Below are 26,246 nucleotides of genomic sequence, written 5' to 3' on the forward strand. Positions count from 1 at the left end.
TTTATTAAGTAAAAATTAAAATATGGTTAAATTTAAATAATTTTATACTTGCTTAACTCCAAAATATACCACCGTAGGAGTGTACTAGTTTTACTAACGGGCGTGGAAAGCCCACCCCCTACAAGCCTGTGGCAAATATTAAGCTCATTAAATATATTTTTTATTTATTTTATTTAAAAGGTGCGTGGCACGCATATTTTATCAATGAAAAATTAAAAGCGGTTAAATTTAAATCATTTTAAAATTGGCATTGTCAAATTGGCAACGGCTTAAACCAACCCCAACACCAACCGCCCCAATTCATCAGGCGTATCCACCACCTTATCCGCCCCCCACTCATGGGGGTTTTCATCAGGGACGATATAACCAAACCCCACCGCCACCGTCATCATGCCAGACGCTCGCCCTGCCTGTATGTCTCTGATGTGGTCGCCCACATAAATGCAATTTTTGGGGTCTATGTTTAGCTTTTTGCACGCCAAAAACATCGGCTCGGGGTCGGGCTTGGTGTTTGCCACATCATCAGGGCAAACCAGTACCGCACAGCGTTTGACCAGGTCTAATTTATCCAAAAGCTGTTCTGATAAATATCTGGGCTTGTTGGTAACAATGCCCCACGCCACGCCTTTATTTTCTAGAGTGTCAAGTAGGCTGTCCAAGCCGTCAAACAATCGGCTATCCACACAAATGTCCTGCTCGTACAAATCCAAAAACTCTTGACGATAGGCAAGCATTCGCTCGTCCGTGTCCGCCACGTTCATGAGCTCATCGCCAAACATCAAACGCACCATTGCCCCAGCCCCTGCCGAGACCTGCTCACGAATGGCGGTATCAGTGGGGCAAGGGTGATTGTGCTTGGCACACATGAGTTTGATGATGCGGATAAAATCAGGGGCGGTGTCAATGAGCGTGCCATCTAAGTCAAATAAAACCGCATTTAGCTTTGTTGTACTTATCATATCAGCACCGCCTTTGGACTTTGACCTTTACCACTGCCTTTGGTAAAAGACATCATGTAGTTTACGTCTACATTACTGTCAGAGAGCCAAAACCGCTTGGTTAAGGGGTTATAGTGTAGCCCCGTCATGTTATCACGGGCAAATCCTGCCCCGATAGCCATGTCATCAAGCTCGGCAGGCGTGATGAATTTGTTAAAATCGTGCGTGCCTTTATCCACAAGGCGTAGGACGTATTCTGCTCCCACGATGGCAAATAGGTAGGATTTGGGATTGCGGTTAATCGTGGACGTTACAAACACGCCATTGGGCTTTAATAAGGCAAAGCACGCACGCACGATCGCAGACGGGTCAGGGACGTGTTCTAGCATTTCCATGCACGTTACGACATCATATATCCCTGCCTGCTCGCTAGCAAGCTCTTCTATCGCCACACAGCGAAAGGCGAGCGTGTCGGTCATGCCCGTCCGCTCGGCATGAATCTGCCCTGCTTGCAGGTTTTGCTCCCCCAAATCCACACCCAGCACGTCCGCCCCACGCACCGCCATAGAATGCGACAAAATACCGCCACCACAGCCCACGTCCAGCACCTTTTTGCCGTTTAATCTTGAGCCAAAAAAGGCACACGTTTGGTCTTCTATCCAGTCAAGGCGTAAGGGGTTAATGTCGTGCAAGGACTTAAACGCCCCTTGTCTGTCCCACCACTCATCAGCAAGGCGGGTGAATTTGCCAATTTCATCAAAGTCGGCATTGTGGGCGGTGTGTGCGGTCATGAGCTATCCCAAGTGATAAATTGGCTTATCTTACCATTTTTAGCGATTTTTAACCACTTTTTCCCTTGCTTTTCGTGCAGATTTTGGCAAAATTTGTATTGCCTATTTAAAAATGCTTAAATTTTAGGCAGATTTCATAAAAATTTACATAATACAACGCTTGATTAAGAATTCTATTACCCAATTTTGGCAAAAATAAGTTAAACTATGCGATATTTTTATTTACTCACATTTGGTTTTACCAAAACGATTTGTTGGCACTGTGCCAATCTAGGATTTTTTTTATGAAAAACGCCCTTAAATTCACCGCCCTTGCTTTGGCGGTCGGTCTATCTGGCATGGCTCATGCCAATTTTGTTGAAGGTCAAGACTACAAAGTCCTGCCCAACCCTGAGAAAATCGCTGGCGATGTCATCGTGGTGCGTGAGTTCTTTTGGTATGGTTGTCCGCATTGTTACAGCTTAGAGCCACACATGCAAAAATGGGCAAAAACCCGTGCCAAAGACGTGGCGTTTTTCCGCACGCCTGCCGCCATGAACCCTGTGTGGGAAGTGCCTGCCCGTGGTTTTTATGCCGCCCAAATTATGGGTTATGAAGAAAAAACCCACCAAGCTCTATTTGACGCCATTCACAAAGACGGCAAACGTGTGGACAAATCCAAAGAGACTCTTGCCGACTGGTATGCCACCCAAGGCGTGGACAAAACCAAGTTTAATACCGCTTACGACTCATTTGCCGTTACCACCAAACTAGAACGCTCAAAAGCAGGGGCGAAAAACTATCAGCTTACTGGCGTGCCTGCCGTTGTCGTGCATGGTAAATATGTGGTTGCAGGCGATGGCGCCAAAGTTACCCAAGTGGTTGATTTTCTTATCAATAAAGTGCGTGAAGAGAAAAAATAATCAGCTCTCTCATACAGTCCGTGCCATGATTGGTGCGGACTTTTTTATGTCTTTTTATCACTCCCCCCTTAACAGCTCGCCAAACACCCCCAAACTCTCTCCAAACTCGTCCACCTTTTCGCTGTCTAGCTCCAAACTCATTATGACATTGTGGGCATAGTCCGCCCCCAAAATCTCGCCCCCAATTTGCCCGACCAGATAGCGGATTTGGGCTTCGTGGGCGAAGGTGGTGACGACTTTAACCTGTGATTTTGGCACAAATGACACAAGGGTCATCTCATCCACCACCAGTTGCGTGGCGGTGGCGTAAGCTCGTGTCAATCCGCCTGCTCCAAGTTTGATACCGCCAAAATACCGCACAACCACCACCAACACATTGCCAATCGCCTTATGCTGTAAGACATTTAAAATCGGTCTGCCTGCCGTGCCGTTTGGTTCGCCGTCATCGTCAAAGCCTGCGTGCGTGGTGTTGTGCGGGTCGCCTAAGATATAGGCAACGCAATGATGACGGGCGTCAGGGTATCTCTCACGCAACTGTTCCACGTGAAACATCACTTCGTCTTTTTGGCTGATGGGATAGGCAAAGGCGAGAAATTCGCTTTTTTTGATTTCAAAAACCGCTTGGCAGGGAGCAGATAAGGTGTGGTAGGTCATGCGAAAATTTTTCTAAAAATGTATAAGTATGATACACTAAACACCGTTATTTTTAAACCAAAACACCTGAGACCAAACAATGAGACTAGACAAATTTTTAAGCAAAGCCACAGAATTATCCCGTAAAGATGCCAAAAAAATCCTGCACGCAGGCGAGATTACGGTAAATGATGAAGTCGTGAAAGACGGTAGCGTACATATCCAAGCCGATGATGACGTGCTATGGGCAGGCGAGCCGTTGTCGGTGGCGGACGGTAGCCGTTATATTTTGCTCTATAAGCCAGACGGCTTTGAATGCACGCTAAAAGCCAAAGAATATCCCATTGTTACTGAGCTGATTGCCGTACCAGAAGTGGCAAGTTTGCGGATTGCAGGACGGCTTGATGTGGACACCACAGGGGCGTTACTACTCTCCGATGACGGGGCGTGGCTACACCGAGTTACCAGCCCCAAGCGTCATCAGCCCAAACGCTACGAGATCACGCTTGCCGACCCGATGACCGCAGATGAGCAAGCACACGCCATAAAACAGGTGGCAAATGGTATCTTGCTAGAAGGCGATACTGACAAAACCCGCCCTGCCGAGTTGTCATTTATAGACGAGACTCACGCCACGCTTATTTTGACCGAAGGTAAATATCATCAGGTCAAACGCATGATGGCGTATTTTGGCAATAAAGTCATCGAGCTACACCGAGCAAGCATTGGCACGATTACACTGGATGGGCTTGAGATGGGCGAGTGTCGCTTTTTGAGTGATGATGAGATTGGGCAGTTTTGATTAATTTGGGCGGATTGGCGTTTTATTTAGGCAAATAAATGTTCCACCGCCCCAATTTTTATGAACTTCTATCCATCGTGTTTACTGCCCAACCTTGTCAAATTGTGGGGAAGTTGTAAAAGGCTCTCGTTAGCTTAGATTTTGGGGTATAATCTATGCCAAATCATTTTGGGATAAACCATGAAAACATTTAGCACGCTACTCGCCCTAAGCCTTGCCATCACAACTACCACCATCAGTCTGCCAAGTACCGCCCAGACACCTGCCCCTATTACCGCAAGCGATGACCAACTCATCAAGCAAACCCTACGCCAAATCGGACTTGCCACGCCCGTTCGTACCATCACCCCGACAGGCATTGGCGAGCTTTTAATGGTAACGCTGACCACAGGCGAGAGCCTACTTATCACGCCTGACACTCGCTATGTGATTAATGCCACCGCCGAGCCAAACCCCAGCACCATTCACGCCATCAACCCTGCCATCATGAGCGATAAGCCCACAGGCACCCCGATAGACGAAGACCATAAAATCGCCCTGCTTGCCAACATGAACGCCCTACCCCTAGTCACTCCCGACACCGTGTTTTTTCACACGAGTATCAAAGGATTGCTTTGGGCGGTTGCCCAAAATGGCACGCCATTTTTGGTCAGTGCAGACGCTCGTTATGTCATCGGGGGCGATGTCAGCGTGATTGCCAACGGCGAACTTGGTGGACTTGACACCGCCTTTGAGACCGCCAAAAACCGCCACACGCTCGCCACCTTAGACCACACGAGCCTTACCATCTATCCCGCCAAAGACGAGCGAGCGGTCGTCTATGTCGCCACCGACATCAACTGCCCCTACTGCAAGATACTTCACAAAAACATCCCCAATCTTACCGCCAAAGGCATTACCGTCAAAGTCATCGGCTATCCTGTCTATGACGAGTCACCCGAACCCATGCGACAAATCTGGTGCGAGCGTGATAATGCCAAACGTGCCAAGCTCCTAGACCTTGCCATGAAAGGGGTCAAGGCAGGCAACCAATGCGGTAATGACGACAACCACCTGTCATCCAACATCGCCAAAGTCCGCCCCCTTGCCATCATCGCCACGCCTGCCGTCTATGGCGAAAATGGCGAACTGTTTGAAGGCAACGTGGCAAATGATGAATTGGTCAAGTTTTTGATAGCAAAGTAGTATTGTCTTACCCCAATCTCAACCTAAAATGGTAACTTATTGATTATTCAATAATTATTTTTTGAATTGTAGGGGTGAATTGCAATTCGCCCTTGATAAATCAGTCATTTATGTAAAGTTGAGAATGGGGTATTGTCTTGACAAATATTTTTAAAATCGCTATATTAAAAATCATTTTCGTTTTTAAGGACAAAACCATGACCCACTTCATCACCTGCGACCTATTGGACGACAACGAAGACAAAACCATTCACGTCATACCACCCATGATAGACGGCAAATCGTTCAAACAGTATGGCGGTATCACAACCTTTGGCGGGCAAGCCGTTACGGTCAAATGCTTTGAAGACAACTCCCGTGTCAAAGAACTGCTTGCCACAGACGGACAAGGCAAAATCCTAGTCGTGGACGGTGGTGCGTCCCTACGCTGTGCGTTAATGGGCGACATGATTGCCAAATCGGCGGTGGACAACGGCTGGGCAGGAGTTATTATCTGTGGCTGTGTGCGAGACGTGGACGAGATTGCAAAGATGAGTCTTGGCGTGCTAGCCTTGGCAAGCATTCCCAAAAAGAGCGTAAGAAAGGGCGTGGGCGAGACAGGTCTGCCGATTGTGATTGGTGGGGTGGTTATCCATGACGGCGATTGGGTTTATGCCGATAATAATGGCGTGATTGTGAGTGGGGAGAAGTTAGTTTAGGTTGGGGTTAAATTGGGGGCTTGGGCTGGGTTTTAATTTAGGCAGATTATCAGGGTAAATCATCAAATGTTAAATTTGGGCGAATATGATTCGCCCCCGACACGCCTTTTTCTTTTAAAATCATCACTCCCTTGTCCGAGCAACGATCTCGCCAGCCCCACTTGTCCGCTATCGGTCAAGCCTTGCACCACACTATCAAAATCGCCCTGCTCTCGGTTTGACTCAGTTTAAATCTGCCAACCATCTCACCGACATCCACCGTCAAGCCCAAAATGCCCTGTATCTCGTCCGCCAGATAGTCGGCAGGAGCGTCTTTCATTTTCCAAGGGGTGTCTTGCGTGCTTTCATGGATATTGGTCAGGGTGCCAACCGCACGCATGAGTCCCTTGACATCATCAAACACGCCAGCACGCCCACGCACCTGCACCACTTCATAATTCCACGTTGGCACATGGCGGTGGTGGACGTGTTTGGATGGATACCAGTTGGGCGTGTATAGCCCTCTTCGCCATAAAACAGTATCATCACGTCTGTCCCATTGACATACTCAGCAAGCGGATTGGCTTTGGCAAAATGGGCGATGAGTGTGTCGTCTTTTTGCACCACATAAAAGGGCAATAAATCCGCTTGTGGCGTGCCGTCCTTGATACTGATAAGCGTGCCTAATGGGTGGGCTTTGATAAAGTCGGTAAGGACAGCGTGATCAGTTTCGGTAAAGAGTGGGGGTAGGTGCATGGCTTTCCTACATCAATCAAACGGTTACACTAACAACAGCAAGAAGAACTATCATACCAAACAGACTTGGCAATCCAAAAAGCAATAAAAAGAATATGCCAATACCGATTTTCGCCCAAAGATTTTTAAATCCACAAAAATCAAACAGCATTAAGGCGGTCAAAGTATAAATCAGTATATCAATAAGGATAAGGATAAATATTGGTGAATGTGTTAAGTCAATAGGTTTTGATAAAAAAATTATCAATGCAATAATATTGGTAATCAAAAATATCAAAAATACCAACGCCCAAACCGCCTTTTGTGCCTTTACCATGATAAGTATCAGATAGGATAACATCATGCCAAAGAACAACCCAAACACCACACCGCCTATCATAAGACCAACATATAGCCCAAGCCACACCAACAGCACTGAGCCAACGGCGGTTGATGCCAATGCACCGACATTGTTATTGGACGTGGTGTTGTCAAGTGGAGTATTGTCAGGCGTGGTGTTGTTAGGATTTTGCAACTTGCCCAATTCTCTGCCCCATTACCACCGTCTTACCATGCACAAACTCATCGCCCCATATGGCATTTGCCGATTTTGGTAGCACGATAATCGCGGTAGAACCTAGATAAAACCGCCCAAGCTCATCGCCTTTTTTGAACATGATGTCATGCGTGCGGTGCTGAATGTAGGGCGTGCGTTTGATTGCCCCTGTCGCCACAGACTCAATCCCTGCCACAATCATCGCCCCAACCAATACCACGCACGCACGCCCAAAAGCGGTATCAAATTCGCACACCAACCGCTCGTTACGGGCGAACAGGTCAGGGACATTCTCGGCGGTGGTGTTATTGACCGAAAACAGCGTACCGGGGACGTAACGTGTGGCAACCAACGTGCCGTCAAAGGGCATATGCACACGGTGGTAGTTGGTGGGGGCAAGATAAATCGTGGCAAATGAGCCGTCCACAAACGCCTTACTCAGCTCAAAATCCGCCAAAAGTTGCCCCACGTCATAATCTCGCCCTTTGGCTTGGAGAAGTTGCCCGTTTGTGATTGCTCCGATTTGGCTGATTTTACCGTCAGCGGGGCAGGCAATGCCGTCTGCCGTCTCGTCAATCGGTCGCATACCACTCTTTAATTCACGGGTAAAAAAGTCATTGAAGCTCTCATAATCGTCCAAATTGCCACGCTCATATTCTGCCAAATCGATGTTGTAGGCTTTGGCAAAGGTATGGACAAAGGCTCTTTTGATGTACGGATTTTGGCTTTTGGCAAGGTAGCCTGCCACTTCTGATAGGGTTTGCTGTGGGGCAAGATTTTGGGCTAGGGTAAATAGGTTCATGTTCATGCCTTTACAGTAATTAAAATAACAGGTATTGTTAATTGAGTATACTTTTCTAGAAAGCCGTTCGTGGTGAGCTTGTCGAACCATAACGGTTTTCCTAGACTTCGACAAGCTCAGTCCGAACGGAAAACCTTAAAATCTATCTTTATTTAACAATACCAAATAACAAATCAACCATGCTATTGTAACGTATTTTTGTTAAGATAGGGATTTCTTTTTTAAAAGGCGGATAGAAATGTTCAAAAAAACATGGCACACAAGCTACAATGGCATTGACATCAAGGTGGATAACGCATGGGGCATCTTTGGCGGATCAAAAGAGACCATTTTTATCAATGGCGAGCGAGTATATTTATATCAAGGTCAGTTTTTTTCTTTTAAAAAACTGCTGACCTTTAAAAATCCGTTCGACTCTCGAGCGATATTTGGCACAGCTCATGATTTTTTTGTCAATGGCACCAAAATCACCATTAAGCTTGGCAATAACGCACAAGGCACAGGTGTGGCATGTCAGATTTTCATCAATGATGAGTTTTATTATGGCGATGATAAGGTGTTGTTTGCCGATTCATGATTGGCTAATATATTTGCTATAATAACCATTTTATTTTGCTAAATTTTATGTCAAACACCCCAACCAATCCCATGACTGCCAAAGAACGCCTATTTCATGCCGTGCTGTTTGAGATTGGGGCGATTGGGCTGACGGTGGCTGTTTTTGCCCTGCTTGGCGACAATCATAGCCATGCCCACGCCACAGGTTTGGCGGTGGCAATCTCAGTGCTGGCGGTTGTTTGGAACATGGTGTTTAATTTTTTGTTTGACAAAGTGGTAACGGGCGAACGCCTTTACCGCTCGCTTGGCACTCGCCTTGTTCATATGGGCTTGTTTGAAGGTGGGCTGTTTTTGGCAACCGTGCCGATGATTGCCTACGCCCTAGATGTCTCGCTGTGGATGGCGTTTGTTATGGATATTGGCGTGGTGGCGGTGATTGGGGTATATACGCTACTTTTTAATTGGGGTTATGATTGGGTGCGGTATAAGATACGGACAAGGTAATTTTTAAAATGGTTAAAATTTGGCATTGTTCCATTAAAATAATTTTTGCAATAATATGGGCGTGTAGGGGCGAATTGCAATTCGCCCAAAATTCACACTTTGCATAGAATAAATTCTACCAAAAATAAATCACCCCGACAATTCCGTGTAAACCCAACCCAAAGGAAAATCCATGAAAGCCCTAATCCAACGAGTTAAGTCCGCCCATGTCGCTGTGGACGGTCAAATCATCGGACAAATCCAATCAGGCGTGCTTGCCTATATCGGCATTGGCAAAGATGATGATTTTGATAAAGCGTGCAAATTGGTTGATAAAATCATCGCCTACCGCATTTTTGAAGACGACAACGGCAAAATGGGCAAATCGGTGTCCGATGTGGGCGGTGGCTTGCTACTGGTGTCGCAATTTACCCTAATGGCAAAAACCGACAAGGGTCGCCGTCCTGATTTTGCCCCTGCCATGCCCCCAGATGACGCAAGGGCGTTGTTTGATAAGCTGGTAAGCTATGCCAAACAAGCCTATCCCAACGTTGCCACAGGCGAATTTGGGGCGAATATGGCGGTCATGGCGGTCAATGACGGCCCGATTAATTTTTTGCTTGACGTGTGATTTTTACAATTTACCATTAAAATTGTTATGATAAAATGGGCGTGTCAAAGCAAAGAGCATTCGCCCAAAATCAAGGCTTTTTAAAAGGGTAAATGTGATTTGCCCCTACACATACCCCCTTAAAACATCATCAATCTCTTATTTCACACGCCCCACATCGCCCATAAGCTCATCAGGCAAAGGTAGGATTTCCCCAATTTCTGCCACATTTTCAGGCGAGCCGATGACGAGTGCATCAAAGCCGTCATCATGTGCCACACCATTGACGATTTGCACTTTGCCGACCTTGTCGCCGTCTTGGACAGGCTTAGGCAGTCGCACACGGTGTAAGTAGGCTTTGGGGCTTGCCTTAAAATAGAGCCGTGCGATAATCTCTTGCCCCAGATAGCACCCCTTATCATAATCCACGCCCCCACGCTGGTGCAGGCGTAACTCTTGGGGTTGGAACAGCCCCGCTGTGGCTTGGGTTATCCACACATTGCCCGTCTCAATGCTCGCTCTCGCCCACGCCCCAAAGTTGGCAAGGCTTTCATCATCGCCAAAAGTCGGTACGCCATTTACCACAACAGGATAAATGGGTATGGGGGCGGACTGGCTAAATTTAGAAAACGCCCCGTATTTTTTAATATGGGCGGTAAGGCTATCCATACAGTCCGCCGACGTGATGAGTACAAAGGTCTCATCATCAGTGCGAGATACCCACAGCCCAAAGGCAACACGCCCTTTTAGGTCGCTAATAGCACAGGGCAAAAAATCATGGGTGAGTTTATCAACATTGACGGTTAATTGACCTTGTAAAAATTTGGCAGTGTCTTTGCCGTTTAGGGTGATTTGTGAAAATTGGCTCATGGTGTTCTCGGTTGTTATTTATCATTTGTCATTTTCATTTCAATAAGGGGGCTTGGCTTTATTTTCAAGCCAAAATGTATCAAAAATGATATAATGCTTTTATTTTAGGTAAAAATTTATGACTTATCCTGCCTGCCCCAAATGCGATGAAACCTACACCTATGCCGATGGCGACCTGCTCATCTGCCCCATGTGTACCCACGAGTGGTCAGCCGATGGCGATACGGACGACACGCCCGTCATTAAGGACGCCGTTGGCAACGTGCTAAATGATGGCGACAGCGTAACGGTCATCAAGGACTTAAAGGTCAAAGGCTCGTCCACACCTATCAAGGTCGGCACCAAAGTCAAATCCATTCGCCTAATCCATGATGCCCCCGATGACCATGACATTGATTGCAAGATTGACGGCTTTGGGTCGATGAAATTAAAATCCAGCGTGGTTAAAAAGGTGTGATGAAAGGATAAAAAGGGCGAGAATATGCCCTTTTTTGATGGGTAAAAAACCGCCAATTTCTTGACGGTTTTTTGGTTTATTCCCACTCAATCGTGGCAGGCGGTTTGCTACTCACATCATAGACAACACGAGAGACATCGGCAATCTCATTCATGATACGCGTTGAGATTTTGTCCACAAGCTCATAGGGCAAATGGGCAAAACGAGCGGTCATAAAGTCCACCGTCTCCACCGCACGCAGTGAAATCACCCACGCATAACGGCGTGCGTCCCCCACCACGCCCACCGATTTGACAGGGCAAAACACAGCAAAGGCTTGGGCGGTCTTGTCATACCAGCCAGACGCACGAAGCTCCTGCATAAAAATATCGTCCGCCACTCGCAAAATGTCGGCATATTCTTTTTTAATCTCGCCCAAAATCCGCACGCCAAGACCCGGGCCGGGGAAGGGGTGTCTGTAAATCATCTCATGGGGCAAGCCAAGCGTTGTGCCAAGTTTACGTACTTCATCTTTGAACAAATCACGCAGTGGCTCAACGAGTTCAAAGTGCAAATCATCAGGCAGACCGCCGACATTGTGGTGCGATTTGATGACGTGAGCCTTGCCGTTTTTGGTTTTGGCGGACTCGATGACATCAGGGTAAATCGTGCCTTGTGCCAAAAACTTCACGCCGTCCAATTTGCGAGCTTCTTCGGAGAACACTTCAATAAACTCTCGTCCGATGATTTTGCGTTTAACCTCTGGGTCGGTCGCTCCAGCGAGTGCGTCCAAAAAGCGATTCTCAGCGTCTGCCCGAATCACCCGAATGCCCATGTTATCGGCAAACATTTTCATCACTTGGTCGCCTTCGTTGAGACGCAACAAGCCATTATCCACAAACACGCAGGTTAATTTATCGCCAATGGCTTTGTGAAGTAGTGCCGCCACCACCGAGCTGTCCACACCGCCTGATAAGCCAAGTAACACCTGCTCATCGCCAATTTGCTCTTTTAACTGTGCCACTCGCATTTCAATAATATTTTCAGGGTTCCACAGATTGCCACAACCACAAATACCATGCACAAAGTTGCTAATCACTTCCACGCCTTTGGCGGTGTGGGTTACTTCTGGGTGAAACTGCACGCCATAGAGCTGACGGCTTTCATCGCTGGCGGACGCAAAGGCACAGCTTGGCGTGCTTGATGTTACGGTAAAGCCGTCTGGCAGGCTTGCTACTTTGTCGCCATGGCTCATCCACACTTGGATTTGGGCATTGTCGTCTTTTAAGCCGTTTAGGAGTTTGTCGTCCACCGCCACGTCAATTTGGGCATAGCCAAACTCTTTGACCGCCCCTGCCACCACCGAACCGCCAAGCTGGGCGGACATGGTTTGAAAGCCGTAGCAAATACCAAGCACAGGCACGCCAAGCTCAAAGACGATTTGGGGGGCTCGTGGCGAGCCTGCTTCGTACACGCTTTCAGGCCCGCCTGATAGGATAATACCCTTGGGGTTAAAGGCTTTGATGTCGTCATCGCTCATGTCAAAGGGGTGCATCTCAGAGTATACGCCCGCTTCACGCACACGGCGAGCGATGAGTTGGCTGTATTGCGAGCCAAAATCTAGAATTAGGATACGGTCGGAGGTGATGTTGGTCATGGATATTCCTACAGGTCAAATGATAAAGGTGCTATTATACCAAAACTAAACCGACAAAATCGCCACTTCTTTGACATAACTTTCAAAATCCGCCACGCTCTCCGCCAACAGTTCATCATCGCCCAAGTGCTTGGCGTATTCTATCCACAAAAGTAGCTGATAAATGCTGTTGTATTCTGCTTTTTTAAATTGCTTGACAAACTGCTTTATCGTGCTTTCATCGCTTAGGTTCAAACGGTTAAACCACGTCTCAATCTTGGTGCATTGCTCAGGCGTAAACACAATCTCAAACAACGCCCCCGTCAAAACATGGCGGTCTTCTTCAATGATGAGCTTACCCACCCGTTTGATTTGGCGGTTTTTGGCGGCATGACTGTCAATCTCGGTCAAATGCTTTAATTCGTCCAAAAAATACTCACTCACTGGCAAATTGGCAAGCTGTTTTTTGGAGAGTTTGGCAAGCGGTTCGGACAATTCTTGTAAACGTTCGTGGGCTTTTTTAATTTCGGTGCGAGACACTCTCATGTCTTGTTTTGACCAGTCGATATTCATAGATTTCTCTTTTTAAATTTAATATTAAAATACGCCCAACCAACTTGATATTTACCACGGGTTTGTAGGGGTGTGCTGAGCACACCCTTTGATGATATGACTATACAAGGCGTGCTCAGCACGCCCCTACGTCCACACATCATTGTATTTGTAGTAATTTTAAAGTTTCTTGGGTGTATGTTTTGTAAAAAGTTGGGATAAATCGCCATTTCATTGGATAATAGGGCGAATGTGATTCACCCCTACATTTGCAAATTTTAAAATATTTTTTATCTAAAATATACAAATTTTTAATATAAATTAATTCAATTTATTAGCCAATTCATACGTTATTTTTAACATTACCAATAGCGTTTTTCACGGTGTTTAATAATAACAGGCATATTATCAGGCAACTGATTTTTTAATAACTCGCCCACCTTTTGGGTAATATATACAGAGCGGTGTTTGCCGCCTGTACAGCCAATGGCAACGGTTACCGAATAACGGTTGTTATTTAAAAAATTAGGGAGCCATTTTATCAAAAACTTGCCAATATCATCCGCCATATTATCCACTTCTGGATAATTGGCAAAAAAGGCTTTTACATCATCATCAAGCCCTGTTTGCGGACGCAAATTTTCTTGCCAATGCGGATTGGGCAATATCCGCACATCAAAAACAAAATCAGCATCAATAGGCGTGCCATGTTTAAAGCCAAAGGACAACACATTGACCGACACCACATTATCCATACCGATATGTTGGCGGACTTTTTCTTTTAGCTCGTGGATATTGAGCGTACTGGTGTCAATCTTAATATCAGCATGGGTTGCAATCGGTTTTAACAGTTCAATCTCTTGGGCTAGGGCGTTGGGCAAGTTATTGGCGATTGGCATGAGTGGGTGAACTCGCCGTGTCGCCCCAAAGCGTGCCACCAGTACGCTCTCTTGGGCGGTAACGTATAGGATTTTGACCGCTTCGTGGTATTTGTCGGTCAAGTTCTGATACACGCTTTCAAAGGTGGACAAGTCGGCTTTTGGCGTTCTGACATCTATGCCCAACGCCACTTTTTTGACATCATTGCCAATCAAATCATCCACCGCCTGACCCACCAGCGACAAGGGCAGATTGTCAATGACATAAAAACCAAAATCTTCTAAAATATTTAGAACAGACGTTTTGCCAGAGCCTGACCGTCCTGACACGATGATGATTTGGGTGTTTGACATTTATTTTCCTTATAATAATTTATGATAAAACTCTATTTGCAAATTTATACAAATTATTTATTAGGGCGAATATAATCCCCCACCATTTAAAAAGATAAGTGTTTAATCATCAATCAATTACCATTTTAAATTAAAATAATTTTTTATGATAAATCAATTTCTATATTATCCAACAGTCGTGCCTTACCAACATATACCGCCGTTAATACCACCAATTTTTTATCGGTATCTTTAACAGGCTCTAATTTATCATTATAAAGCTCCAAATAATCCACGTTTAATCCCATGTTAGTTAATTCATCGTGGTATTTTTGGATAATGGTTGGATACTCGTTTATATCCGATTTTATCACATCGGCTTTAATCTTTTGCAAGGTTTTTTGGATAATGGGGGCGGTGTTTAATTCATCATCGGTCAAATAACCATTTCGTGATGACAATGCCAAACCGTCTTTATTACGGACAATCTCACCACCGATGATTTTTATGCCAAAATTTAGCTCGTCATTGAGCCTACGGATAATCGCAAGCTGCTGATAATCTTTTTTGCCAAATACCGCCACATCAGGGCGAATAATGTTAAAGAGCTTACCCACCACTAAGCCCACACCGTCAAAATGCGTGGGGCGAGATTTTCCGCATAGCATCTTGGCAATCTCGCCAGAGAGCACCTGCACATGGGGCGGATAAGTCGGATACATCTCATCAATGCTCGGAGCGAACACCATGTCCGCTTGTACACTTTGCAATTTTTCGCAATCAGCGCCCAGCGTGCGTGGATAGCTGTCAAAATCTTCGCCTACCCCAAACTGCGTGGGATTGACAAAAATACTCACCACGACAATATCGGCATGAGTTTTGGCGATATTGACAAGCGACAAATGCCCGTCATGCAAATTCCCCATGGTCGGCACAAAACCAATGGTTTTGCCGTCTTGGCGGTGCTTGTTTAGGGCGGTTTGTAAGTCGTTGATATGATGAAATATTTTCATTATTTATCCATCATTAGTGAAAGGCATGTTCCACGCTCGGAAAAGTTTTGTTTTTGACCGCTTGATGAAAATTAACAAACGCCCCCAAAATATCGCCTGTTTCATTGCCACCGTCTTTTAAAAAGTCTTTGACAAACTTAGCAGGTTTGCGAGTATAAACGCCAAGCATATCGTGCATTACCAAAACCTGCCCGTCCGTATCCACGCCTGCCCCAATGCCAATGACAGGCACGCTAAATTTTTCGGTAACTTTTTTGGCTAAGTGAGCGGGGACGCATTCCAATAAAATCATACTCGCTCCTGCACCCACCAAAATTTCACAATCGTTTAATAATTTTTCGGCTTGTGCGTCTGTTTTGCCTTGCACTTTGTATCCGCCAAACACATTGACCGATTGGGGCGTTAAACCCAAATGCACGCAAGTTGGCACGCCATTATCCGTCAAGACCTTGACCGTGTCGGCAAGCTCGCTACCACCTTCAATCTTAACCACATTCGCCCCTGCTTGCATGACCGCACGGCTACTTGCAATCGCATCAGGCAACGTGGCATAGCTCATAAAGGGCAAGTCGGTCATAATCAAGGCGTGGCGGTTGGCACGGACAACGTTGGCGGTATGATACACCATGTCGGCAATGGTAACAGGTAGCGTGGACGCCTGCCCCTGCACCACCATACCAAGACTGTCGCCCACCAAAATCACGTCAATGCCCGCCTGTGCCATAAGATAAGCAAAACTGGCATCATAGCAGGTCAGGCAAGAGAATTTTTCGCCTTGCTTTTTGTATTTGGCAAGCGTGGATAAGGTTATGGGGGCGGTGTGAGTTAGGTAGGTCATTCATCTTCCTAATTCATTGTGTACAAACAGTTTGATAAACAACATTTTTGCCAATCATGGTACCATGTTTATTTAGTTTGAATTATTTGTCAATTTGGTTAATCCATTCATCTCATGAGCCAATGCCAATTCACAGATAGCTTGCCCATTTATCATCAATTTATCATTTAATTCTAAAAGTGGCACAAGCACAAAATTTCGCTCAAAAATCCCACTGTGTGGCACGGTCAGCCTGTCATTATGGATAATTTCATCGCCATAGAGCAAAATATCCACATCAAGCGACCGCTCACCCCACCGCCGTAACCGCACACGCCCTGCCCCCTGCTCTAAGTCTTGACAAAAATCAAGTAGACTCATGGCATCAAGGCTTGTCTTGGCGGACAACACCGCATTGACAAAATCAGGCTGGTCGGTAACACCAAAGGGCTTGGATGAATACAAAGACGACAGCACCACATCACAAAACCACTCATCACGGGCTAGCGTATCACGCACCGCCAAAATGTGGCTGGTCGGGTCGCCAAGCTCGTTGGCGATATTACCCCCCAATCCTAAGTAGATTTGCACCTTATCAGTCATCGTGTTTGGCTCGTGGTTTGGCGTTGGATTTTTTGCGTTTTTTGGGCTTGTCTTTATGGTCGATGGGTTTATCTTTGTGTTTGGTTTTTGGTTTGGGCGATTTTGCTTTTTTGGGTGTTGGTATATCATGCTCGCTCACACCCTGCTCACGCTCTTTGATAGAGAGTGTTGATGACGGCTGACGTTTGCGATAACGCACCGATGGAATATAAGGCTCGTCATTGTCCAGCAGTTTGGCAAAATCACTCTCGCTGTACGCGCGACGCTCAAAGGTCGGCACATCCACCTGCCGTGCTCTTGGTGTGGGGCGAGTACTCTTGGGTGTGTTGGCATTATCCACCACCAGTAGCGGTTGTGGCACATCATCCGCCTTGTCATCATCACGCCCTGAGAGCTGTTGTAGTTGTAGAAGTTCGGCATCTTTGTCAATGCCTTTATCTGCCCCACGTCGTCTGCGAGTGCGAGTCACACCACCCCCCAATGCACTTAGCATTTGGCTTTGACTGGTCGCATCGACCGCCAAATAACGTTGCCACCACGCCCCCATGCCGTCTGTAGGCTCAGACAAAGGATTATCATCATAATGTTCACGCATGACCAAAAAGTCAATACTGGCACGAAACTTAGGGCTACTGATAAGTCTGTCTATCTCCTTGCCTTTGGGGGCGGTTAGGCGTGGTTGCATGAGCCAAATGCCTTCGATAAACTCCTCGGCAAACTTAGGAATGGCGGTCTTGTTACGCTGAGCATCAAACACCTTGCGAGACGCTTTTATTTGGGCTTCGTGAAAGGGCAGACCCTTTTTCTTAAACTTTGCCAAAGCATGCAAATAATTCTCCCACAACAGCACCGCATAAAAAAAGGCAGGGTTGGCGGTTTTGCCGTCATGGATACGCTCGTCCGTATTTTGAGCAAAGGCGAGGGCGAGACGTGTGGGTTCATTGCCGGCATGATTGATTAAATGCTCTATCGCCCCGTATTGATACAGTAGGGGTAATAGTGGTGCCAAATAGCCACCGGTGAACATCTTTTGGGTTTCATCATAGAGCCGATGAGCCGAGACTTGTTCCAATAACGCCCAATTATCTTCATTAAATTGTTTAGCAAGAGCTTTGTCAAATTCAAAACCCAGTTTTGCCTTAAACCGCAACGCACGAAGCAGACGCACAGGGTCTTCCTCAATACGCACTTTGGCATTACCTAGTAGGCGTAATGTGCCGTTTTTGATGTCATCAACCGCCCCACAAAAATCGAGCACTTCACCCTTAATCGGCTGATAATACAAGGCATTGATAGAAAAATCACGGCGAGCAAAATCCTGCTCTATCGTCCCCCACGCATTATCACGGGTAATCATGCCATCATCGGTCGTGTGCGTGTCGTCCTTAGGCGGAGCCCGAAAAGTCGCCACTTCGATGAGTTCACGCCCCGAATAGACGTGAGCGAGCAAAAAACGCTTGCCAATGATACGACAACGCCCACCAAAGACCGCCTTAATCTCATGAGGGCGAGCGTTGGTTACGGCATCAAAATCCTTAGGAGTAAGCCCCAAAAGGCTATCACGCACGCCACCGCCCACGATATAGGCGTTAAATCCTGCTTTGTTAAGCGTGCTAATGACTTCCACGATACTGTGCGGTAAAGTGCGTTTGTCAAGCCCCAATTTCTGTGCCGACAGCACGGTCGCTGATGATTTGGGGGTTTTGTGTTTGGTTGGTTTTTTTTGCATAAGGTGTTTAGACTGCTTTTTTGATGTTTGGTCAATGGCGTGCTTTGCCATTGGTTTGTCTGTTTGGCGGTGCTTAGGCTGTTTAGACCGCTTGACTTTTTTGGTTTTCTTGGGTTTTTTGGGGCTAGCATGGGACTGCCCGAGTTTTGCGTCCGCTTTTGTCTTTGCCATGACTTGTGTCACTCATTGATTTACTAGGGCATGTTAAATTTTGATAACATTTATTTGAATTTATGAAAATTTACACTTTTAAATTGTTTTTACATGAAAATGGCTATCCCACCACTTGCATTTAAAAGATTAAAAGATAGGTGAAATCTAATGACACCCAACCAACTTACATATTTGCCACGGGTTTGTAGGAGTGTGCTGAGCACACCCTTTGATGGTATTGCTGCACAAGGCATGCTCAGCACGCCACTACATCTACAAATCATTATGTTTGTAATAATTTTAAAGTTTATTGGTTATAAGCGGTCGGACTGTTTTTCATAATAAAAAACTTGCTTGATAGAATGACCATCAAACACCCTTTAACAACCACCCATCATAAGCTTCATTGTACCTTGTTTTTGCCAAAAAAGCTAATGCACCGTGAGTCTGTGACGGTTTTTTTCTAAGGTTTTGACCCCAATGCCTTTAACCTTTGTCAAATCGTCCACACGCTCAAATCGCCCAAATCCCTCACGATAATCCACAATCGCCTGAGCGGTCTTTGCCCCCACGCCATTTAAAGTTGCAAGCTCGCCTGCCGTGGCGGTGTTGATATTAACCCGCTCGCTCATCGCTTTTTGGGCGGATTGTTTGGCAATCAGGGCTTGATACGCTTGTTTGGGGTCGGCGTAGCATTGGTGGGCATGGACGTGGGCATAAGATGATAAAGCCAATGCCAACCCCACCGCCCAACGCTTTAATTTACAGCTTTTCATTTGTGCTATTTTCATGGGCTTTTGCCATGTCCCAATAGTTATCCATCTCCGCCAAACTGCTCTGTTCAAAGGTTTTGCCTTGCTCCATCAGCGACTTTTCTACAAAAGCAAATCGGCGTTTAAACTTGGCATTGGCATTTTGTAGTGCCATTTCAGCATCAACATCCAAATGCCGGGCAAGGTTAGTCAGCACAAACAGCACATCGCCAAGCTCGCCTGCGATTTTGTCTTTTTGAGCTTCATCCAATTTATCTGTTTTATATTTAAACTCAGGCGTGGGCAATTCTGCGTGTAATTCGCCAAGCTCTTCTTGGAGTTTACCCAACACACCGCTCAAATCTTGCCAATCAAAACCGACTTTACCCGCCTGTTTTTGTAAGTTTTGGGCGGTCATCAGAGCCGTGCCTGCCTTGACATCGGACAATAGGCGTTTTGGGCGGTCTTTATTTTCAATCTGTTTAATCTCGTCCCAACGGCGTTTGACATCTTCGTCTGTTTTTAGATTTTCTTTGTCAAACACATGGGGATGTCTGCGGATGAGTTTTTCTTGTAAAGCAAAAATCACATCGCCCATATCAAACCGCCCTTGCTCGGCATACAGATGGGCATGAAAGACGATTTGCAAAAGCACATCACCAAGCTCGCCTTTGATGTCATCGGTGGCAAGGGGGCTTTTGTCGTCATTACTAATGGCTTCTACAAGTTCAAAAACTTCTTCGATGGCGTATTTTTGTAGGCTGTCGTTGGTTTGCTTGGCGTCCCATGGGCAATCGGTGCGAAGGCGTGCCATGAGTACCAAAAGGTCAGAGAATTGATTGGTTGGAGTCATGATTATTATCCAAAAATAAACCCCATTATACTAGATAACAGGGTCTATCACACCTATTTTATGCAAACTACTGAGCCAAATCTTCAAACAAGGCGGTGGACAAATAACGCTCGCCCGATGACGGAATCACCACCACGATGAGCTTGCCAGCATTTTCAGGACGGCTTGCCACTTGCAGGGCTGACCAGACTGCCGCCCCTGCACTAATGCCCACCAGCAGACCTTCTTTTTCTGCCATTTGGCGAGCGGTAGCAAAGGCGGATTCGGTGGCAACCGTGATGACTTCGTTATAAATGCCTGTATTTAGAATGCTGGGCACAAAACCAGGGGCAAGCCCTTGTAGCTTATGAGCTCCTTTTTCGCCACCGCTAAACACAGGCGAATCAGACGGTTCTACCGCCACGATTTGTACGCTGTCTTTTTTGGCTTTTAACACTTCGCCCACGCCTGTGATTGTACCACCCGTGCCAATCCCTGCCACCACGATGTCCACTTGTCCGTCTGTGTCTCTCCAGATTTCTAAGGCGGTGGTTTCACGGTGGATTTTTGGGTTGGCTAGGTTGTCAAATTGGCGTGGCATAAAATAGCCGTCTTGACTGGCAAGTTCGTTCGCCTTGGCAATCGCCCCGCCCATACCTTCTGATGCAGGGGTTAATACAAGCTCTGCCCCATACGCACGCAGCAGAGCACGGCGTTCTAAGCTCATGCTCTCGGGCATGGTGATGACAAGTTTATAACCCTTGGACGCACACACCATGGCAAGCCCAATGCCCGTGTTGCCTGATGTCGCTTCTACGATGGTGGTGTCTTGGTTGATAAGTCCGTCTTTTTCGGCTTCGTTTATCATCGATAGGGCAATGCGGTCTTTGACCGAGCTTGCGGGGTTAAAATACTCTAACTTTGCCACGACACGAGCGGGCAAGCCTTCTGTTAGGCGGTTTAATTCCACTAGGGGCGTGTTGCCGATAAGGTCGGTGATGTTTTTGGCAATGTTCATAAAATTTCCCTTGTTAAAGGTTGTCGGTTTAAAATGATACACGGTTAGCATACCAAATTTTTATAAAAATTTATAGGCAAAAAATGTTAAGCCTTATTCTATTTTGGCATTTAAATAATTTCACAATATCTACGGCTAAATCATGATAAAATTAAGCTGTTTCATGTTCATATTTAGGATAATTTATGACCGCTTTTAACCCCATCACCATCTCCTGCTTTAAAGCCTATGACGTGCGTGGCGAACTTGATGTTAACTTGGACAATGCCATCGCCTACCGTATCGGACGAGCGTTCGCCCAATATCTCAATGATGGCAAAGAAAATCCCGTCATCGTGGTCGGCTCGGACATTCGCCCGTCTAGTGAGAGCCTAAAACAATCCGCCATTGACGGCATCACGGACGCAGGCGTGGACGTAATTGATTTGGGCATGGTTGGCACCGAAGAAGTGTATTTTGCCACAAGCCATTATAACGCCATCGGTGGTATTGAAGTTACCGCAAGCCACAACCCCATTAACTACAACGGTTTAAAAATGGTGCGTGAAAACTCTCGCCCCATCAGTGGCGATACGGGCTTGGCGGACATTCGTGCCATTGCCGAGCGTGGCGAATTTGTGGTGGCGGACAAAGGCAGGGTTACCCTAAATACCGACAAAACCGCCTACATTGACAAGCTCATGAGCTTTACCGACACCGCCAAATTTACCCCCAAAAAAATCGTGGTAAACAGTGGCAACGGCTCGGCAGGGCCTGTGGTTGATGAACTACAAAAACGTCTTGGCGATAAGGTTGAGCTTATCAAAGTCCACCACACCCCAGACGGCTCATTCCCCAACGGCATCCCTAACCCCATGATTATCGCCAACCAAAAGGCGACTTCGGAGGCGGTCATCGCTCATGGGGCGGATTTTGGCGTGGCGTTTGATGGCGATTTTGACCGCTGTTTTTTGTTTGATGAACATGGGCGGTTTATCGAAGGCTCATACATCGTGGGCATGCTTGCCGAAGTGTTTTTGAAAAAACATCAAGGCGAGAGCATCGTCTATGACCCCCGAGTGATTTATAACACCGAGAACGTCATCGCCCAAAATGGCGGTACACCTGCCATCAGTAAATCAGGGCATTCGTTCATCAAGCAAGTCATGCGTGAGACGGGGGCGATTTATGGTGGGGAGATGTCGGCTCATCATTATTTTCGTGATTTTGCCTATTGCGATAGTGGCATGATTGTGTGGCTCCTTGTGATTGAGCTTCTGTCAGTAACGGGCAAAACCCTATCCGAGCTGGTAAACGGCTATATCAATGATTTCCCCAGTTCGGGTGAGCTAAATTTTCGCTTAGGACAAAAAACCGCCAGCGAAATCAGCGAGCTTTTGGAAAAAAAATACCACGCATTAAATCCTACCAAAAACACCCTAGACGGACTCAGCCTAGATTTTGGCAACTGGCGGTTTAATCTACGTTCGTCCAATACCGAACCACTCATTCGCCTAAACATCGAAACCAAAGGCGACAAAGAGCTATTAAAAGAGCGAACCGATGAGATTTTAGCGGTGTTAGATGAATGCGGTGCGGTGAGTGCCGACCATTGAGTTTCACACCAAAAAAGTGAACCGACCCCCAAATCTTAGACACAAGATTAAAGGTTAGGTTAATAAAGCTAAGTGGTTTGACCAAGGACTAAGTCTCTGTACTGTTCTTTGAACTTGACAGGACTTAGTCCTTTTAGTTTGGTCTTTATTCTATCATAATTGTAGTAGTGTATATACTCATCAATTACTTTTTTAAGCTCATTAAGGCTTGTAAACTTGGTTTGTTCATAAAAGATTTCCTGTTTTAATGTTCCAAAGAAGTTCTCTATCACGGCATTATCTAAGCAGTTGCCTTTTCTTGACATACTTTGGGTAATGCCATGGTTCTTTAAAGTTTGTTGATAATGAAACATTTGATAATGCCAACCTCTGTCTGAATGAATGATGGGCTTGTCATCCCTCTTTTCTTGGCTTAGCTTATTTAAGGCATCATCAAGCATCTCTTTGACCAAGTCATAGTTTGGTCGCTCTTTGATGGCATAACTGACAATCTCTCCATTAAACAAGTCTATGATGGGCGATAGGTAGAGTTTTTGGCAAGTTTTACCATGACTACCATCATCACCATGTGATATAACCTCAACCTTAAATTCTGTGATGTCTGTTGCCCACTTTTGATTGGGCTTTGTGGCTTTAAAATCTCTTTGTAGGACATTGTCTTTAATCTTGCCTTGGTGTTCACCTTGATAAGATGAGTAAGCTTTGTATTTTCGTTGTCTGATTTTGGATTTTAAACCAAGCTCTCGCATGAGTCGTTGTACTTTTTTATGGTTGATGACAATGCCCTGACCAGCAAGTGTTTGATTAAGCTCTGCACAAATCCTACGATAACCGTATCTGCCTTTGTGGGTGTGGTAAATGTGCTTGATTTGTTCTTTTAGGGATAGGTCTTTGTCTTGCTGTTTGTTTTGTTTTGGGTGGTAATAAAACACACTTCTTGGCAGGTTTGCAATGTCAAGTAAGGTGTTTAGGGTGTGCTTATGCCTTAGTTCTTGCACGATTTGAACCTTTAATTGGTTGATTTGTTTGTTTGATGTTGTTCTTGTTGAATTAAGGCATTGTACTTTTTTAGATAGTCGTTCTCTGCTTCTAAGTATGCTAAGCGTTTTAGAAGTTTGGCATAGTCATCATCTTGTAGATTGACTTTGCTGGTTGATTTGTTTTTTTGCTGGTTTTGTCTTTGTTGGTGCTGTGCTTGTTTGACATTGCTTTTCTGCCTTTAGGTTTGGGGGTGAGTCCCATTATACCAAAGCTTTGATAAGACTTTAACCAGTTTGACAGTAAAGACGGGGGTTGGTAGATTAAGCTCTATGGCAAGATGGGTTAAGGATTTGCCATTTTGAAGTTGTTTGATTGCATTAAGTTTAAAGTCTGTGTCATAGACAGCTTTGGTACTTCGTCTTTTAATGCCATCAATGCCATGTGTTTGATAGAGTTTGACCCACTGTTCAACAATGCTGTCTGTGGATAGGTTAAACTGTTTAGCGGTTTGCTTGTAACTGTGTCCGTTTAGATAATATGCTATGACAGACAGTTTAAAGTCGGTGGTGTATTTTGCCATAGAAAGCACCCCAAAGGTTAGTTTGGTGTCTAACTTTTGGGGTGGGGTTCATCACTACCCTGTTTTTTTGAACATTGTTGAATCTTTGGGAATCAAGAATCGGTTCAATAGACAACAAAGAAAACAACATTCCATTCTTCCTGCTTTTTAGCTTAATTGATTCTCCATAAAACCAACTGTATTGACATATCTTGGATAGCCAGTACTATTATAGCCATTTGCCTTTGTCTTAATTTTTGGTATGATGGGATAAATAGGTATGTTCGACATCCCATCTTGACATTCACATCATCAACTACTTTAATAAAGTTAAATTTGCTGAATAGGTAGTATGCCATGGCGGAGGTCATGTCAAACTGAGGGTCTTCTTTAAGGTAGTTTGAAACCTCACCTAATTTAAAACCTTACTTTCTATTTTCTGCCAGCATATAACCAGCTCTTGCCAACAAAGCGTGATAAAACACATCTTTCATTGAAGCTTTCATAAAAAATCCTTGTAACCAAAAGTAAAAAAGAATGAGACTTGATTATATACTCGTTTTAGTGGGTTGTAAACAGCGATTTTTGTACTGTTAAAACATCATCACGACTTGCTTGTCCTTGACGAGACTCCCCTGTACCAATCATACCACTAAACCAGCCCCAAGCATATAATTCTCCGTCTTTAGTTAAAACGCCAGAGGCATCATTGCCATTCACAAGTAAGGCAGGATTATTCATATTCTCTGCAATTTTAATCGGGGTACGATAAATGGTGGTTGATGGAGCATTGTAACTACCATAACCAATTTCACCCCAAATATATAAATTACCATCCACATCTACGGCAGAACGGTCGCCAATATTGACAATTCTATTTAAAGTAGGGTGTTTAATGGGTAATTCTGGGTGCTGTCCTTTGGGTAGGGCAAGTCGTCCCCCTGAATTATCGCCCCATACCCATACTTCACCATTATCAAGTAGTGCCATACTGGCACTGGTAGAGACAGATATATCTACCGCTTTTCTCGGTAAGTCTACTTTTTGGGCGGGGTGATAAGGGATTGCATCTTTGGGTAGTGGTTCAACTGTCCTACCCAAACTACCAACGCCCATTGTATAAACTTCCCCTTTGTCATTAAGTGCAACAACCCCACCTGCCATACTTTCAACTCTAATAATATTGGTCATATTTTCTAGTTTGGTAGGTTCTTTTAGAGGTTCTTCTATACCATTTGCCCAGCCCAATGTTTTTCCGCCCAAAACATATACTTCCCCTGTTTTGGTAACAAAGATTGAATTTGAACCACCTGCACTAATGTCCACAATATCCGTTAAGCCTTCTATTTTTCTTAATTTATAAATTGCTGTGTTGCTGTCAGTAGGGTCTACCACGCCATCATAGTTAAACCCCCACCCCCATACACTGCCATCTTTTCTAAGCAGTAGCATATGACCTGTATCACCTGAGACAGCAACGGCATCATTAATGTCCTGTACTTGTTTTGGGGTTGGGTCAAATCCCCCTACTGCCAAATTATTACCACTACCGCCCCAAGTCCATAATGTGCCATCGTTTTTAATGCCTGCCGCCCAGCCATCAGCCATCGCCACTTTCTTAGGCTCTATGATAATCTCTAAGGGTTGTTCTAATGGTGTATCAGGCATATTTGCCTTAGGATATTTATCATTACAAGCAGTCAAGGTAACAGATAGGCATAAAAAAAGAGCGGACAAGGCTCTGATGGAGGGTGTGTGATAAAACACATCTTTCATGGTCGCTTTCATAAATAACTCCTGTTACCTTTAAAATGAAA

28 protein-coding genes and 1 pseudogene are annotated in these 26,246 nt (G+C 45.4%); 9 read left to right on the top strand and 20 right to left on the bottom strand.

Translation table 11 applies throughout. From position 1 onward, the window contains the following. Positions 1-269: 269 nt before the first annotated feature. Together DX073_RS06615 and ubiG are read right to left on the bottom strand one after the other, a co-directional pair. Entirely contained in the window at positions 270-959 is a 690-nt protein-coding gene (locus DX073_RS06615) for an HAD family hydrolase (RefSeq protein ID WP_115006799.1), read from the bottom strand. Then, complete coding sequence (gene ubiG, locus DX073_RS06620; RefSeq protein WP_115006800.1) at positions 956-1,729, bottom strand: bifunctional 2-polyprenyl-6-hydroxyphenol methylase/3-demethylubiquinol 3-O-methyltransferase UbiG; 774 nt, start codon at positions 1,727-1,729, stop codon at positions 956-958. The genes DX073_RS06615 and ubiG overlap by 4 nt, the downstream gene beginning before the upstream one ends. Positions 1,730-2,013: 284 nt before the next feature. Here ubiG and DX073_RS06625 point away from each other — a divergent pair, with 284 nt between their 5' ends. Then, complete coding sequence (locus DX073_RS06625; RefSeq protein WP_115006802.1) at positions 2,014-2,631, top strand: thiol:disulfide interchange protein DsbA/DsbL; 618 nt, start codon at positions 2,014-2,016, stop codon at positions 2,629-2,631. A 57-nt stretch (positions 2,632-2,688) separates the two neighbouring features. Here DX073_RS06625 and DX073_RS06630 read toward each other — a convergent pair whose 3' ends face one another. Continuing rightward, the gene (locus tag DX073_RS06630; protein ID WP_115006804.1) at positions 2,689-3,285 is read right to left on the bottom strand and encodes an IMPACT family protein; all 597 of its coding nucleotides are present in this window, start codon (positions 3,283-3,285) and stop codon (positions 2,689-2,691) included. A 79-nt stretch (positions 3,286-3,364) separates the two neighbouring features. Between DX073_RS06630 and DX073_RS06635 the strand changes: the two genes are divergently transcribed. The 3 genes from DX073_RS06635 to rraA all read left to right on the top strand — a co-directional run bounded on the left by DX073_RS06635 (position 3,365) and on the right by rraA (position 5,949). After that, entirely contained in the window at positions 3,365-4,066 is a 702-nt protein-coding gene (locus DX073_RS06635; protein ID WP_115006806.1) for a pseudouridine synthase, read from the top strand. A 180-nt stretch (positions 4,067-4,246) separates the two neighbouring features. After that, complete coding sequence (locus tag DX073_RS06640; protein ID WP_115006807.1) at positions 4,247-5,251, top strand: DsbC family protein; 1,005 nt, start codon at positions 4,247-4,249, stop codon at positions 5,249-5,251. A 197-nt stretch (positions 5,252-5,448) separates the two neighbouring features. Further along, complete coding sequence (gene rraA, locus DX073_RS06645; protein WP_115006809.1) at positions 5,449-5,949, top strand: ribonuclease E activity regulator RraA; 501 nt, start codon at positions 5,449-5,451, stop codon at positions 5,947-5,949. Between the two features lie 175 nt (positions 5,950-6,124). On the opposite strand, the pseudogene DX073_RS06655 reads toward rraA, so the two are convergent. From DX073_RS06655 to asd, 3 genes and pseudogenes are all read right to left on the bottom strand, one after another. Further along, positions 6,125-6,684, bottom strand: a pseudogene (locus DX073_RS06655) (FMN-binding negative transcriptional regulator). A gap of 16 nt (positions 6,685-6,700) precedes the next feature. Next, the gene (locus DX073_RS06660; RefSeq protein ID WP_147279690.1) at positions 6,701-7,198 is read right to left on the bottom strand and encodes a hypothetical protein; all 498 of its coding nucleotides are present in this window, start codon (positions 7,196-7,198) and stop codon (positions 6,701-6,703) included. Continuing rightward, a complete protein-coding gene (asd, locus tag DX073_RS06665) occupies positions 7,185-8,021 on the bottom strand; it encodes an archaetidylserine decarboxylase (RefSeq protein ID WP_115006817.1) in 837 nt (278 codons plus the stop codon). The genes DX073_RS06660 and asd overlap by 14 nt, the downstream gene beginning before the upstream one ends. Positions 8,022-8,259: 238 nt before the next feature. On the opposite strand from asd, the gene DX073_RS06670 reads away from it, so the two are divergent. From DX073_RS06670 to dtd, 3 genes are all read left to right on the top strand, one after another. Continuing rightward, complete coding sequence (locus DX073_RS06670) at positions 8,260-8,598, top strand: hypothetical protein (protein WP_115006820.1); 339 nt, start codon at positions 8,260-8,262, stop codon at positions 8,596-8,598. Between the two features lie 47 nt (positions 8,599-8,645). Further along, entirely contained in the window at positions 8,646-9,083 is a 438-nt protein-coding gene (locus tag DX073_RS06675; protein ID WP_220186722.1) for a PACE efflux transporter, read from the top strand. 172 nt (positions 9,084-9,255) lie between these two features. Beyond that, entirely contained in the window at positions 9,256-9,693 is a 438-nt protein-coding gene (dtd, locus tag DX073_RS06680; RefSeq protein ID WP_115006822.1) for a D-aminoacyl-tRNA deacylase, read from the top strand. A gap of 138 nt (positions 9,694-9,831) precedes the next feature. On the opposite strand, the gene ygfZ is transcribed toward dtd, so the two are convergent. Continuing rightward, a complete protein-coding gene (ygfZ, locus tag DX073_RS06685) occupies positions 9,832-10,542 on the bottom strand; it encodes a CAF17-like 4Fe-4S cluster assembly/insertion protein YgfZ (RefSeq protein ID WP_115006824.1) in 711 nt (236 codons plus the stop codon). 118 nt (positions 10,543-10,660) lie between these two features. Here ygfZ and DX073_RS06690 point away from each other — a divergent pair, with 118 nt between their 5' ends. Beyond that, positions 10,661-10,999 (top strand): zinc ribbon domain-containing protein YjdM, encoded by a 339-nt coding sequence (locus tag DX073_RS06690; protein WP_115006826.1) that lies wholly within the window; start codon positions 10,661-10,663, stop codon positions 10,997-10,999. A 76-nt stretch (positions 11,000-11,075) separates the two neighbouring features. Here DX073_RS06690 and guaA read toward each other — a convergent pair whose 3' ends face one another. The 10 genes from guaA to cysK all read right to left on the bottom strand — a co-directional run bounded on the left by guaA (position 11,076) and on the right by cysK (position 21,294). Then, a complete protein-coding gene (gene guaA / locus DX073_RS06695) occupies positions 11,076-12,635 on the bottom strand; it encodes a glutamine-hydrolyzing GMP synthase (RefSeq protein ID WP_115006828.1) in 1,560 nt (519 codons plus the stop codon). A 45-nt stretch (positions 12,636-12,680) separates the two neighbouring features. Continuing rightward, a complete protein-coding gene (gene yjgA, locus DX073_RS06700) occupies positions 12,681-13,187 on the bottom strand; it encodes a ribosome biogenesis factor YjgA (protein ID WP_115006830.1) in 507 nt (168 codons plus the stop codon). A gap of 341 nt (positions 13,188-13,528) precedes the next feature. Further along, positions 13,529-14,398: an RNase adapter RapZ gene (gene rapZ, locus DX073_RS06705; RefSeq protein WP_115006832.1), complete on the bottom strand. Its 870-nt coding sequence runs from the start codon at positions 14,396-14,398 to the stop codon at positions 13,529-13,531. Positions 14,399-14,541: 143 nt separating this feature from the next. Next, positions 14,542-15,390: a pantoate--beta-alanine ligase gene (gene panC, locus DX073_RS06710; protein ID WP_115006834.1), complete on the bottom strand. Its 849-nt coding sequence runs from the start codon at positions 15,388-15,390 to the stop codon at positions 14,542-14,544. A gap of 13 nt (positions 15,391-15,403) precedes the next feature. Next, positions 15,404-16,228 (bottom strand): 3-methyl-2-oxobutanoate hydroxymethyltransferase, encoded by an 825-nt coding sequence (gene panB / locus DX073_RS06715; protein ID WP_115006836.1) that lies wholly within the window; start codon positions 16,226-16,228, stop codon positions 15,404-15,406. A 72-nt stretch (positions 16,229-16,300) separates the two neighbouring features. Then, a complete protein-coding gene (gene folK, locus DX073_RS06720) occupies positions 16,301-16,810 on the bottom strand; it encodes a 2-amino-4-hydroxy-6-hydroxymethyldihydropteridine diphosphokinase (protein WP_115006839.1) in 510 nt (169 codons plus the stop codon). Then, positions 16,803-18,539: a polynucleotide adenylyltransferase PcnB gene (gene pcnB, locus DX073_RS06725; protein WP_115007538.1), complete on the bottom strand. Its 1,737-nt coding sequence runs from the start codon at positions 18,537-18,539 to the stop codon at positions 16,803-16,805. The genes folK and pcnB overlap by 8 nt, the downstream gene beginning before the upstream one ends. A 584-nt stretch (positions 18,540-19,123) precedes the next feature. After that, a complete protein-coding gene (locus tag DX073_RS06730; protein WP_258556895.1) occupies positions 19,124-19,483 on the bottom strand; it encodes a ComEA family DNA-binding protein in 360 nt (119 codons plus the stop codon). Next, positions 19,455-20,297, bottom strand: coding sequence for a nucleoside triphosphate pyrophosphohydrolase (gene mazG, locus DX073_RS06735; RefSeq protein WP_115006843.1), 843 nt, complete (start codon positions 20,295-20,297; stop codon positions 19,455-19,457). The genes DX073_RS06730 and mazG overlap by 29 nt, the downstream gene beginning before the upstream one ends. 67 nt (positions 20,298-20,364) lie before the next feature. Beyond that, positions 20,365-21,294: a cysteine synthase A gene (gene cysK, locus DX073_RS06740; protein WP_115006845.1), complete on the bottom strand. Its 930-nt coding sequence runs from the start codon at positions 21,292-21,294 to the stop codon at positions 20,365-20,367. A 185-nt stretch (positions 21,295-21,479) separates the two neighbouring features. On the opposite strand from cysK, the gene DX073_RS06745 reads away from it, so the two are divergent. Then, the gene (locus DX073_RS06745; RefSeq protein WP_115006848.1) at positions 21,480-22,889 is read left to right on the top strand and encodes a phosphohexomutase domain-containing protein; all 1,410 of its coding nucleotides are present in this window, start codon (positions 21,480-21,482) and stop codon (positions 22,887-22,889) included. 68 nt (positions 22,890-22,957) lie between these two features. On the opposite strand, the gene DX073_RS06750 is transcribed toward DX073_RS06745, so the two are convergent. The 3 genes from DX073_RS06750 to DX073_RS06765 all read right to left on the bottom strand — a co-directional run bounded on the left by DX073_RS06750 (position 22,958) and on the right by DX073_RS06765 (position 26,217). Then, positions 22,958-23,986 (bottom strand): IS3 family transposase, encoded by a 1,029-nt coding sequence (locus DX073_RS06750; protein WP_115006850.1) that lies wholly within the window; start codon positions 23,984-23,986, stop codon positions 22,958-22,960. Between the two features lie 122 nt (positions 23,987-24,108). Further along, positions 24,109-24,450, bottom strand: coding sequence for a helix-turn-helix domain-containing protein (locus DX073_RS06755; RefSeq protein WP_115006852.1), 342 nt, complete (start codon positions 24,448-24,450; stop codon positions 24,109-24,111). Positions 24,451-24,990: 540 nt separating this feature from the next. After that, positions 24,991-26,217 carry an RCC1 domain-containing protein gene (locus DX073_RS06765; RefSeq protein WP_115006855.1) on the bottom strand — a complete coding sequence of 409 codons (1,227 nt, stop codon included), beginning with the start codon at positions 26,215-26,217 and terminating at the stop codon, positions 24,991-24,993. Positions 26,218-26,246 lie beyond the last annotated feature (29 nt).

The organism is Moraxella lacunata, assembly GCF_900453205.1.
Lineage (GTDB): Bacteria > Pseudomonadota > Gammaproteobacteria > Pseudomonadales > Moraxellaceae > Moraxella > Moraxella lacunata_B.